Source organism: Okeania sp. SIO2F4 (genome assembly GCF_010672385.1).
Taxonomy (GTDB): domain Bacteria; phylum Cyanobacteriota; class Cyanobacteriia; order Cyanobacteriales; family Microcoleaceae; genus Trichodesmium.
On sequence record NZ_JAAHGT010000175.1, the window covers coordinates 1 to 13,206 of the forward strand.

Consider the following 13,206-nt stretch of genomic DNA (forward strand, 5'->3'; position numbering starts at 1 on the left):
GAAATTTGGTAGATCCCAGAGGTGGAAAGGTACATATATTCCTAGATTTTTAACTGACAAATAGTTGTCTTGATTTATTCCTACCTGTTAAGTGTTAAGTGTTCCCTATTCCCTATCTTCTTTTTATATTTCCTTTACAAACAGTCTCTTATTGAATTGCATTAATAACATTTTCTAGATTTTGGGTAATATATTCTCCCTCAAAAAATTCTTCTTGTAAATTTGATAAACTTTCTTCTAAACGTTTAATTGCTAGATTTAAACCTCTAGTATTAGTAAATAATCTCGACTTCAATCGATTCATAACTAAATCCAGAATAGAATAATGTTTTTTACTATTCTCAGAAGTTTCAAGGGGATAAAGTTTCAACAAACGAATTCCTGACAAATCTTGATTTTTAATCAATCCCACCAACTCTTCATCCACTTGACGAACAAATTGTTCAATGGCATATTTCATCACCACAGGCTGAAGACTAAAATAAGTTTGACGCTGTTTCTGACTTTTTTCAATCAGCGAACGTCGTCCTAGGGAACCAACCGTTTCTAATAATTCAGATGCCGAAAGAGGTAATAAAATTTTTTCTTGCAATTGAGATAAATTGATAGGTTGTTGTTCAAGAGCTAACCAATACATCAACTCTTTCTCAGCTAAAGATAATCGTTGAAAAGGTTGATCCAATAAAGAGCGAACATCTCCCATTAAAAGCGTATTTTTAATAAAGTCTCCAACCTGACCTGCATATAATTCTTGAACCATTGCCGAGATAATCTTCACCGCTAAAGGATTACAACCATAGCGTTCAATCAGACTTACCCAATCTTGACTCACAACAAATCCTCGTTCTGCCAGAATTTTTTGGGAAATTTCTTCAGAACCGACCACCTGTAATGAGCGAACTTTTTGTCCTTCCAATTGACCTAAATCTTTCAACTTCTCAGAAGTTGCCAAAATCAAACAACTTTGATGTGGCTCTTCAGCAATTCGTTGAATGAATTTTCCATAGTCTGTAAAACCATCACCATAGTAACCTGCTAAATCCTGACAACTTAAAATAACCTCCACATCATCAAGAACCAACAAACAACGATTACTTCGTAAAATCTCCATCAGTTGAGAAATTCCAGTTTCAATTTCCCCGAAGTTGCTCAACGGTTGAGGGGATAAAAATTGGATAAAATCGGACAAAATAGAACCAAGTGACATACCCTGACGTAGCGATCGCCAAATCACAAAATCAAATTTACCTGCATTTTGTTTGGCAAATTTCACCGCCAGGGTGGTTTTTCCCATTCCTCCCATACCTAATAAAGCCACTAACCGACAACGATCGCTTAAAGTCCATTGACTTAACTGAGATAATTCTTTGGTACGCCCATAAAATGTTTCCACATCTGGAGCAGCATTCCAATCTTGACGAGAAATTAAGCTAGAACTTTTAAGTTCGGCAGTCTGAGGTAAAAATTCTTTAGATTGACTTTCCTCTTGATACAAAGCCACCAATAATTGCTGTAACTTAGCCATTTTTCCCGGCCCTTTACCTGAAATTTGAAACTTACGATAAGTTTCACCCAGTCGTTTACGAACCGTTTCTGGCTTAAGTTTTAGTTGTGTGGCAATTGTGGCGATCGACTCTCCTTCTAGTAAAGCCTTAGATAAGACTTCAAGTTCTGTATCTGAGACACCATAGCCACTTGCAACTTGTTTAAGAAAATTTTGAGGAATCAAGGTCATTTCAGTTATCAGTTATCAGTTAGCCTATTACAGAGGAGCTATCCTACATACTTTGCATCCCAAAATAGAAATTCTCTTAATATATTGTACACCAATTTTGGGAATAAGTGAGATTTTCTTGGTAATAATAGCTATAAATATACACTTATGTGATTTATGGACAATCCATTAACTATAGCGCTATGGAAAAGTCATTAGTCAAAGACAATCTCTGACTAAATTTTAGCTTCTTGGTGCCTGTTATCTTGCTTTGTGGGACAGGGCGGGGTCGAATCCCCATCGATCAATAATATTCGTGTCCTACAGAGGTTTGGATGTGGATAATCTTGTAGGAATGTTTCATGGAACTTCCTGCAAGATTTTAGTTATGAGGTGAGGTCATGTATCAGAAAAGCGCTGTAAATGTGTAGTGCTATAAATAGGGTTTGGTGAATAAATTGCTGAATCTTTATCTATAGGAGATTTAAATTCTGTAAAATCAGAAAAAATTGCCAAATGTAGGACAAAATCTAGCTAAAAAAACAATAATTTTTGCTAGTCAGGTTAGGGAAAAGTGCATAAAAATAAACAGTCAAAAAAAAGATGAGAAGCTTTACTAGTGTTAGTCCAATATCTTATGTTGTACTGATGGTTTCCGAGCAAAGAGTTTGTCTTCTATCAACAACTACAATTAGGAATGTTGTAATAATTATTAGGTATGAATAATGTACAAAAAGATAATTATATAAGATGTATGAAAAATCAAATCAGAATTACTAACTTAGATTAAGCTAAAAAAAAGACGTTGCATATTTAGCCATTAAACTCTTTAAATTAAGGATATAATTAAGTTCCGAGCTAATTTAAAATTTGATATATTAAGTTACACAATTTACTACGCTCTACTTAAATGATTGCAGAAATTATATGTGTTGGAACAGAACTACTATTAGGGGATATCCTAAATAGTAATGCTCAATTTTTAGCCCAAGAACTTGCAAGATTAGGAATAGCCCATTACTATCAAAATGTAGTAGGGGATAATCCAGACAGAATAAAACAGGTATTAGCGATCGCTTCCCAACGCTCTCAAATACTAATTTTCACAGGAGGCTTAGGCCCGACCCCAGATGATTTGACTGTGGCCACTATCGCCGACTTTTTTAATACCCCACTTATAGAAAGACCCGAAATAATAGAAGATATTACCAAAAAATTTGCCCATCGGGGTCGCCCCATGACTGCCAGTAACCGAAAACAAGCTTTAATTCCTCAAGGTGCAACTATTTTACCTAATCCTATAGGTAGCGCTCCTGGAATTATTTGGCAACCAGTAGTAGATGTAACAATAATGACTTTTCCCGGAGTTCCGACTGAAATGAAACTGATGTGGCAAGAAACTGCTGTACCTTATTTTCAGAGTCAGGGTTGGTGTGGAGAAACTATTTATAGTCGCACCTTAAAATTTTGGGGTATTGCGGAGTCAGCTTTGGCAGAAAAAGTAGCTCCATTACTAGAAATGAAAAATCCTACAGTTGCTCCATACGCTAATTTTGGAGAAGTAAAATTACGAATTTCTGCCCGTGCTGAGTCCCAAGAATTAGCAGATAAATTAATTGTTCCTGTAGAACAACAAATACGAGATATTGCCGGAATTGATTGTTATGGTATTAATGATGAGTCTCTCGCTGCAGTAGTAGGAAAATTATTATTAGATAAAGGCGAAACTTTAGCCGTGGCAGAATCTTGTACAGGTGGCAACTTGGGTAGTATGTTGACTTCTACTCCAGGTAGTTCACAATATTTTCATGGTGGAGTTATAGCTTATGAAAATCAAGTAAAAATTACTTTGCTAGATGTTAATCAGGAAGATTTAATGGTTGAAGGTGCTGTGAGTCATGCAGTAGCAAAACAAATGGCAAGTGGAGTAGTCAAGAAACTAGGAACTAACTGGGGAATTAGTATTACTGGTATTGCTGGACCTGGAGGAGGAACTGACAGTAAACCTGTGGGTTTAGTTTATATTGGTATAGCCAGATTTAAAGATGAAGTAGAAAGTTTTGAATACCGCTTCAGTCCCTTGCGCAATCGTGATTGGATTAGAAGAGTAAGTGCTTGTACAGCTCTTGACCTGTTGAGAAGAAAGTTATATTGGTTTAATGAAAGACAACAATATGAGAAAACTTGATTATAATTAATATTAAGGTCTGGGCTTTAGTCCATACTTTCATAAAATTAGCTTATAATTGCTAAATGGCCATTTAAACCAACAGCAAAGAAAGTGTTAATATAAAAGTAAAGATAAACAAAAAAAAGCCATTATTACTATTTATTCTGGCTAAATTGTTAGAATCTTCCGATAAATTTGTATGAAAAGGGAAGCGGCAGATCCCGCCCCGCTTACCCCTCACTATAAAAATCAAAAAAATACCTATGGTGAGAGTACCCAGCGGGAATGCGATATTAATGGATTACATTGAAAAGGTACTAGAAAAATTAAAGGAATGGACTCGCAAGCTAGTTGAGGCTTTATTAGGTCCACAGGCAGAACCAGAACCAGAACCTATTCCCATTCCAGTAAACGACCGCTCCCGTCGTTGATAACTTTATCATTCAACTTTTACATTATTTGTTTAGCATTTTAGTTTTACATGGGCCTAATTTGAATCTCCTGGGTCTGCGGGAACCAGGAATATATGGCTCTGAAACTTTGGATAATATAAATCGACTGTTACAGCAAGAGGCGGAAACTCTTGGAGTAAAAATCTCTGTATTACAGTCTAACCATGAAGGTGTCTTGGTGGATGCAATTCACTCAGCTAGTAGTGAGCAACACCAAGGCATAGTTATTAATGCGGGAGCATATACCCATACCAGTGTGGCCATTAGGGATGCTATTTCTGGGGTCAATATTCCTACAGTAGAAGTTCATCTAAGTAATATTTATCGTCGAGAAGAATTTCGACATCATTCTTTTATTGCACCAGTAGCTATTGGTCAAATTAGTGGTTTTGGTTCAGAAAGCTATATATTGGGGCTAAAAGCAATAGTTAATTATCTTCAAAAAAGTGGTAGTTAAATAATTACCACTTTTTTTATATATAGCTAAAAATTTTCTGGTACAAATTATCTATAATAAGTTGTCATAACTTGAATCCATAATCAAGCATTTATTTCTTAAATACTCAAAGATGAACATTATGGAAAATTATTGTTTCCTCTGGGAATTTACTTAGGGAATAAAAGATATAGTGTTTTTCATGTTGATGAGTTAGAGTAAGCAGACCTGAGTATGAGCCTAATTAAGGAAACAAAAAAGTAGATGGCAGATTTATAAGTTTGCTATATTATAACCATTATTTGACATAATCTCTGGTTTAAAGGCACGGAGATTATCCTGCACCCAGAATTCCTGGTTGACTAAGTCCACTTAAATTAAATACCTGGCAAGATCTAATCTGTGAGATTATTCTCATTCTAGAGATTTGCTTATTATCTAAAATACTGCATTACCTCTTGACACCTGTAGAGTAACTGCGCTTTTCATTTCGTGCAGCGAAACCCTAACATGAGTATATGGACTTATGCCTTAAGGTAAAGTTCAAATCCTAAATTTGCTGTGTCTTAATGTAGGTGTGCTGAGAAGTTATTATATAAACAAGTATTGCTGTGTAAAACTACATAACTCTAGTTTTTAAAATGCTAAGGCTTCTAACCCATAGGTAAGTTTTTATAGCCTTTGAATACCTTTCTTGTTATTTCAGTAAGAAACAAAGTATCCATAAAAGAGGGAGCCTTTGGAACCAATTTATTGTGAAAAACTATAATTATTAATAATATCCTTTGTAACTAGACAGTGCGAAGTTATTGGAATAACTATTGCTAGCTAAGGCTTTCAGCGATCTTAAGATTAGAAACTATCTCCAAACGAACTGTTGGTGCTGTAAGCATTTTCCAGTAATACTTTCAGTCTTGAAAGCAAATAATTTTTGAGAATAACTTTGTACTCTCCAGCTTTGTAATAATTTATAAATAAATTAATATGTAGTTAAATTTTCTTGGTAAGAATTAAATTATTTTGAATGTAGAATGTTTTCTGGTAGTGGTAAATTTTAATCATTTTGGCAATATTAGAGTGGGCATTGCAGCTCCAATCGATCATTACCATATAGGACTACCTATTTTTTTACTGAGTAGTAATATAAATATATCATATTTTTAGATAATATCAGAAAATCAAATAATAAAGACTAGATAAAGTATAGAATAAATGAAAAAATAATGCAGTATTCTCTCTTAAGTAAATTTCAAGGCGCTTTGCTAGGAGCAGCTTTAGGAAGTTATGTAGGTTCTAACTTTGAGTATCATATAGAAAAAAATAGGGAAAATAATAAATTATTTATTAATCAGCATAAATTTTACTTATCAAAGTTAGAGAAAAACTACTTACAAAAATGGGGAGAAATTACAGTTAATTGTGCAAAAAGCTTAATTATAAAACAGGAATTTAATGAAGAGGATTGGCAGAAAGTTTATAGAGAATGGCAAAATAAGTGGAACAATAAAAAAGATTATACTTACGAGCCAAACAAAATAAAAGATTCTCCAATAGAATTAGAAAAATTAGTAGAGATAGTTAATAATAATCAGCCTAATTTTAACATAAATAATGATGTTTTGAATCCGACAGCCAGTAAAGGAATTATTACTAGCTTGCCAGTTTCCTTGACATACCATGAAGATGAATTTAAACTGCAACAAAAATTGCAGCAATGGGGAAAAGTTTGGGAAAATTACTTAGAAATAAACCTCGGCAACTTAGTAGTTGGATATATAATAGCCCAAACTTTGACAGACAGATTGGACCCCTTGACCATAATACCGAAAATTATCGACTATATTGGAGAAAAAGAACCATTAGTAGGGCAACTTAGACAAGTAGAAAAATTGATTAACCAGGGAGCAAATTTAGATGCAGCAATAAATCATTTGTCAAAAAATGTTAAATCTTTTGAGAAACAGCAAATATTTTGCGAGGGTCAACAAAGAACCTTATCTTCTGCTTTTTTCATACCTATTTCTTTGGCCTTATACTGCTTTCTCAGTACCCCAGAAAATTTTGGTTTAGCAGTATTACGTTCTGCAAGAACAGGATGGGCAACTCAGACCTGTACTATAGTAGGTACTTTATCAGGAGCTTATAACAGTAGTGCTGGAGTTCCTGTGGAATGGCGACAAAAAATGGGGGTTGAACTTTTGGGCATGAAGGATCAAATGGAGATTATGAAGTTGGCAAAAAGCCTTTGGGCAGTTTGGTCTGGAGTTTATGACCCAAACAATGTCACACAAAATATAGTGCCAGCAGTTGCTGCAAGCAATGTGATTCGTCCTCGCCCTCACCCAGCTAGTGGATCTTGAAAACTCTATGATGTTTAGACATCAAGAAATATGTATCTGACACGTTTAATTGGGAAATTATTGAAACCCCAGAAAAAACAACAAACATCCCGTTGGTCAACTCTGGCAACTTCGCCAATGTTGGTAGTGGTTGCAATAACATCTCTAACAGCTACCATGGGTAAAGGTTATTACAGGGAACCAGAATTAAGAGAAGGGATTATTTCCCCTAAAACCATCAAGGCTCCAGATAGTGCTACAGTTATTGATGTAAAAGAGACTGACCAGAAGCGTAAATCAGCTATACGTGGGGATATAACTGTGTTTATGATTAATGAATCAGTGAATCAAAGTGTGGACAAAGAATTAAAAGCAATACTGGTACTGGGTAATCAAGCTAGAGAAATAGTTGCTAATTTTCCTTTTATAAACACAGGCATATTATCAACAACTAGTCAAGCACACCTACGTCAAGTTTCCGAAGAAAAGTGGCAGGCTATTCAAAAAATAATCGAGGAGCAGTTGCAAGAAAGACCTCCTGGACCTGAGTCAGACACAACGACTTCTAGTAAATTAACTCAAGATTCAGAAAAAGTTACACCTAAAAACAATAATGTAACAATTCCAACTTCAAGAGGGGAGAAATTATCTGGTAGAACATCAATACCAAATGAAAATCAAAACAATAGTCCCATAGTTATTAGTAGTAGAGATCAAAAAGCAATTTCAGAACTACTAGCTTATCGCAAGAAGAGTTTATATGAAAATTACTCTAGAGTTTTAGATGATGTATCGCAAGCTCGCAGTTTGTACAAAAATGCAACGAAAATTGTGACTCAAGAGCAAGAAAATGAAGTATACGATCCTACTTTACTGCAATTGTCTGATGCTGCTTGGGAAAAAACTAAGATAGGTATTGAAACAGTAAAAGATCGGATATTGGCTCAAGGAATATCGCCAAATTTCCCCAAACAGGAATGGGTTAAGGCTCTAAGTGTGCAAGTGGCAGGTGTAGTGCCAGTAGAAACTGAAGATTTAGCAATCGAAATTTTGAAGAAGGTTTTGCAGCCTAATTTAGTACAAGATCCGGAAGGAACTAAGAAATTAATAGAGCAGGCAGCACAAGATATTCAACCTGTGGAATACAAAGTCCGAAAGGATGAAATTATTGTGAAAACAGGAGAAAAAATTGACCGTAAGGCATTTATTCTCTTGGAGAGGTTTAATCTTAGTGGCCGTAGAGTAAATTGGCCCAGCTTGGTGGTGTTTGTATGCATTGTGAGTGGTGCTGTAGGTATAGTATTTATAGTAGAAAGGCAATTTAAACCCTGTTTTAGGCGCAGAGATAATATACTTCTATTATTGTTGAGTTTGAGTGCTCCTTTAATGGTGGCGTTGAGAGTTCCTTGGAGTAGTAGTTTGCCCGCAATTGGTTTGTTGGTGGGAAACTTCTACGGTTCAACTATGGGAGTAACATTGGTGGGGTTGATATCTGTGGTACTGCCTATTGGTATGGATGTTGACAAAATAGATTGGTTTGCTAGTGCTGCTGGTGGTATTGTTGGTAGTTTGGTAGCAGAAAAAATGCGATCGCGTGAGGAACAGGCACTTTTAGGTGTAGGGGTGGGGTTAACTCAAGGTACGGTGTATTTGTTGACAAATTTGATTGTTCGTGCTACTCCTGAATTATTATGGTATGCGATTATGGGTCCGGTAGGTTTGCAAGCACTAGCAGGTCTGGTTTGGAGTATTGTTGCTTTGGGTGTGAGTCCATATTTAGAGCATTTATTTGATTTGATTACTCCGATCCGTTTGTCTGAATTGGCTAATCCTAATCGCCCTCTGTTAAAGCGTTTGGCATCGGAAGCACCTGGTACTTTTCAGCATACTCTGTTTGTAGCAAGTTTAGCGGAAGCAGCAGCACGAGAAATTGGTTGCAATGTAGAATTGGTGAGGACTGGTACTTTGTATCACGATATTGGTAAAATGCATGACCCATTAGGTTTTATTGAAAATCAAATGGGTGGACCGAATAAGCATGATGAAATTAACGATCCATGGGTGAGTGTGGAAATTATTAGAAAGCATGTTACTGAAGGGTTGGTGATGGCTCGTAGGCATCGATTACCAAAGGCTATTAGGGCGTTTATTCCCGAACATCAGGGTACAATGTTAATCGCTTTTTTCTATTACCAAGCCAAGCAAAGAGCTGAGAAGGAAGCAAAGGTGATTAAGGAAGAGCTTTTTCGCTATGCAGGACCTATTCCACAGTCACGGGAAACAGCTATTGTGATGTTGGCAGATTCTTGTGAAGCAGCGTTGCGATCGCTCAAGGATGCTACTCATAAAGATGCGCTACAGATGGTGAAGAAAATTTTGCGGGCACGGTGGCAGGATAATCAATTGGTTGATTCTGGTTTGACGAGGGGAGAGATGTCGAATATTGCAGAAATTTTTGTACAGGTATGGGAACAGTATAATCATAAACGTATTGCTTATCCTAAAGCGGCAATGAATCCAAATCAGGTAAAAACTGCAAAATCAGTTGTTAATTCTAACTAGATTGTGAGAAGATAGTTGGTAAAGGGTATCGCCTCACGGGGTGACAAGCAGCTCTAAAGCATTGTTGGATAAGGGTTTAAAGAATATAAGCAGGGGTAAAAAATTGACAAGTTTTATAAGAATAATAATCATTCTCAGTGGTGGTGTAGGTGATCGAAGCTCACCTACACCACCAACCCATGTTGATATATTATTCAATTAAATGACCAACAGAAAATTTATGTAAGTCAATTAAAAAATTTTAATAATCACATGAATGGTAAGATATTTCGGGTAAATAATTAAATATTATCTAACATTGACAGAACTTTTAATCCCCTTTGATAATTTAACTTTTTCTGAGGATTAAAATTCATCATTATCTCAACAATTTCAACTAAATATGACCAAGCTATGACCCACAATTCACCATATATACCTACCCAAAAATTGCTATGTCTTTTATATTTTCGTCCAGGGTCTGTTCATCTACAAATATAGTTTTGACACCCAGATTTTTTGATTAATTTACCATGGTAATATGAAGCTGTATAAGCAATGGCAATTAGTAAAATTAAATTAGTCAGACCTTGTGTATTAGCTTGACTTACCTCCAAATTATATCCACCTGTTTTACAATCTTTAAACATAGCTTCAAGACCCATTCTCGACCGATAAATTTTAATGACTTCTTCTCAAGTTTCAATATTTGTTAGTAAATACCAAGGTTCCTGTCTTGAGTGCGTCTTTCATTCCGAGGAGACCTCACCAATTAGCACTCGCTTTTCCACTTTATGATTATATTTTCTTTTCCAATATGCAGCTAAATTAAATTTACCGAACCCTTTATGTGAGCGTGATATTAATGTTACTTAAAAATATTTTGGTTCCAGGAGATACAGGCAAATTACTCAAAGGCTGGTATTTTTGACGATTTTTTATATAGTTAGTATCTTGTTTTTGTCGGTTGTCGGAAATTAATTTTTTGAGTTTTAGCTCTAAGACGCGCCAGTGAGATAACTCTACACCATGGAATTCCCTGTCTCCAATAACGACAAGTTTAGACTTTTTTAATAACCGTAAAACAGGTTTAATAAATGCTAAATGTTGCTGCTAAATTAGTCGAGGCTTTTTTCGGCAAAATTTGCCAGTAAATCGGTAAAGCACGTTTTTTATAAATAACAGCAATAACGAAGATATTATTATTTTTCCACTGTGTTCTATCTATGGTGATAATTAATTGACTACCATCGGAAAATTCTGGCTCAATAAGTTTCTTTATAATAGGGAACCAAAACAATACTAAACTCAAGGAAAATCATGTTAAAAATCTTTGTGTATGTTTTCGACGACTTTCATATTTGATCGGTAAAGGAAAACAAGCAGCTAATATGCACTATTTTGACAGTTTTCTGTACTGTTAATAACCAGACTAAAATTTTTAAAGTTTGATAACGCAGTTCCTCCGCAGGAGGCACTTGAGTATTGGTCAAAGATTGTTTAAAATGTGACTCATACAATGATAAAAATTGCATTTTGGTCAGTCTATATGTGTAAGTGGACTGACTTTTTTTAGCATAAAATGTGACTGATGGCCATAGGTTTTAATTGATATAAAAATCAACTAAAATTGGGTGAGAAGGGGGGGGTTGGCGAAGCCAACCCCCCCTTCTCTAAGAATAATTATCATTATCATTGATAAAAATCCATATTTTAAAGCTAGCTTTAATCCCATAAACCCTTATCCAACAATGCTTTTGAACTGCCTGTCACCCCGTGAGGGGTATCGCTTTCATCCCATAGTTTTCAAACATCCTCTAAATCAATCTCCTTGAGGGTATTCTTCCCACAAATTACTTGTCTGGCGCAGACTGGAATGTTCTCCATTACCCATAATTATATGGTCGAGTAAGGGTATAGCTAAAAATTGCGCTCCTGCTAAGAGTTGTTTGGTTAAATTGATATCTTCAGGACTTGGTTCGACATTTCCTGAAGGATGATTATGAGAAATAATTACTCTGCTTGCACCTTGACGAATCACTTCTCGAAAAATTTCGCGGGGATGAGCTAATGTTTCTGTTGCTGTACCTATAGTAATTACTTGAGTTCCCAGTAAGCGGTTATTTACATCTAACAGTAACACAGCAAATTTTTCTTGGGTTTGCCACATCAAATCTTGACTCAAAGCATCAGCAGCAGCTTGGGGACTATCAACAACTGCTAATTCTGGAGGACGGGATTGAAATACTCTTTTTCCTAATTCAATGGCAGCAAGAATAGTTGTTGCTTTTGCTGTACCAATACCATGAATTTGAGTTAATTCTTGAACCGTAATATTGCGGAGAATTGAGAGGGGGTCACGCTGATGTTGACTTAATTGATTTAATACATATTGTCCGAGACCAACAGCAGAAAGTTTTCCTTTTCCTTGACCCGTACCTAGTAGAATAGCAATTAATTCTGCAGTAGAAAGACTTTTAGGACCAGAGGCAATTAATCTTTCTCGTGGTCGTTCATTACTAGGTAAGTCTGCAATTCTGAGACTGTACGTCATTTCAGTTATCAGTTATCAGTTATCAGTTATTGGTTATTAGTTATTAGTTATCAGTTATTAGTACCTTTGACTAAAGTCATAGGCTTGAAATACTGAAGTTAATTTTTTTCATCCCCTATCCAAGGGGAGGTTATTGACCTTATTTTTTGGTCATTGATATACTGCTGAAAAAATAAGGTAAATTATTTCTAAATATAGCATAGTTTAGTCAGAGAAATTTGACAAAATAAAAAATGTCATAAAACTCCGTATGATTTCTGAGATGTATAATTTTTTGTTCAAGATTATGACTTATATTATGCCCGGATAATAAGTTAGAAAAAAGTTTTTGTTTGTAGTATTGCTCTAGCTCTAAGTTATAGATATTGCTCAAGCAATACTACGAACTTTAATTATAACTATTCAACCACAGATGATATTATATAATTTCTCTATGAGTCTCAGTGTAACTAAGAGATAAAAATGCTTATTTACATTATGTTTAATCGACAATTATTAAGTACATTTTTACACATAAATGGTATTAGTTGTTAATAGAGGAGTTAGTAATTTTATGAGGTCAAAAATTGAAGATTTTAGGGGTTACGTTAAAATCAAAATATAGAACCAAGTCAATTTGCTGCTCAAAAAGTAATTTTTTCAAATTTGCTTTAATTCTTCTGACTTCAGCATAGCTGTTTGACACCAATCATAAAGATAATAATATAGTTGTTGGTTTAAATACCATCAGTGCTGTATAATAATTATTATCCCATAACAAATAGTGCTAAAATTTGATAGTCAATATAAACAAGAAAATTATTGATTTATAGAATCAATTTTAGTCATAAATTAACAGGTAAAATATGGCAATACTCAAACTAGAAGACAGTACAAATTTGCTTTAATTCTTCTGACTTCAGCATAGCTGTTTGACACCAATCATAAAGATAATAATATAGTTGTTGGTTTAAATACCATCAGTGCTGTATAATAATTATTATCCCATAACAAATAGTGC

Annotated in this window: 9 protein-coding genes; 5 read left to right on the plus strand and 4 right to left on the minus strand. The window is 35.0% G+C overall.

The genetic code is table 11. From position 1 onward, the window contains the following. Window positions 1-148: 148 nt before the first annotated feature. Window positions 149-1,735 (minus strand): NB-ARC domain-containing protein, encoded by a 1,587-nt coding sequence (locus F6K22_RS13560; protein WP_293098326.1) that lies wholly within the window; start codon window positions 1,733-1,735, stop codon window positions 149-151. Window positions 1,736-2,624: 889 nt separating this feature from the next. Here F6K22_RS13560 and F6K22_RS13565 point away from each other — a divergent pair. The 5 genes from F6K22_RS13565 (at window position 2,625) to F6K22_RS13585 (ending at window position 9,673) form a co-directional block, all read left to right on the plus strand. Further along, window positions 2,625-3,902 carry a competence/damage-inducible protein A gene (locus F6K22_RS13565; protein WP_293098328.1) on the plus strand — a complete coding sequence of 426 codons (1,278 nt, stop codon included), beginning with the start codon at window positions 2,625-2,627 and terminating at the stop codon, window positions 3,900-3,902. Between the two features lie 278 nt (window positions 3,903-4,180). Further along, the gene (locus tag F6K22_RS13570) at window positions 4,181-4,315 is read left to right on the plus strand and encodes a hypothetical protein (protein ID WP_256386479.1); all 135 of its coding nucleotides are present in this window, start codon (window positions 4,181-4,183) and stop codon (window positions 4,313-4,315) included. A gap of 28 nt (window positions 4,316-4,343) precedes the next feature. Beyond that, window positions 4,344-4,793, plus strand: a complete 450-nt coding sequence (gene aroQ, locus F6K22_RS13575; protein ID WP_293098334.1) for a type II 3-dehydroquinate dehydratase — start codon at window positions 4,344-4,346, stop codon at window positions 4,791-4,793. 1,202 nt (window positions 4,794-5,995) lie between these two features. After that, entirely contained in the window at window positions 5,996-7,132 is a 1,137-nt protein-coding gene (locus tag F6K22_RS13580) for an ADP-ribosylglycohydrolase family protein (RefSeq protein ID WP_293098337.1), read from the plus strand. A gap of 30 nt (window positions 7,133-7,162) precedes the next feature. Next, a complete protein-coding gene (locus tag F6K22_RS13585) occupies window positions 7,163-9,673 on the plus strand; it encodes an HD family phosphohydrolase (protein ID WP_293098339.1) in 2,511 nt (836 codons plus the stop codon). A 464-nt stretch (window positions 9,674-10,137) separates the two neighbouring features. Here the strand turns inward: F6K22_RS13585 and F6K22_RS13590 are convergent, their stop codons facing one another. The 3 genes from F6K22_RS13590 to radC all read right to left on the minus strand — a co-directional run bounded on the left by F6K22_RS13590 (window position 10,138) and on the right by radC (window position 12,206). Continuing rightward, entirely contained in the window at window positions 10,138-10,317 is a 180-nt protein-coding gene (locus F6K22_RS13590) for a hypothetical protein (protein ID WP_293098341.1), read from the minus strand. 425 nt (window positions 10,318-10,742) lie between these two features. Then, a complete protein-coding gene (locus F6K22_RS13595) occupies window positions 10,743-10,964 on the minus strand; it encodes a hypothetical protein (RefSeq protein ID WP_293098343.1) in 222 nt (73 codons plus the stop codon). Window positions 10,965-11,474: 510 nt separating this feature from the next. Next, window positions 11,475-12,206: a RadC family protein gene (gene radC / locus F6K22_RS13600; RefSeq protein WP_293098346.1), complete on the minus strand. Its 732-nt coding sequence runs from the start codon at window positions 12,204-12,206 to the stop codon at window positions 11,475-11,477. Window positions 12,207-13,206: the final 1,000 nt, after the last annotated feature.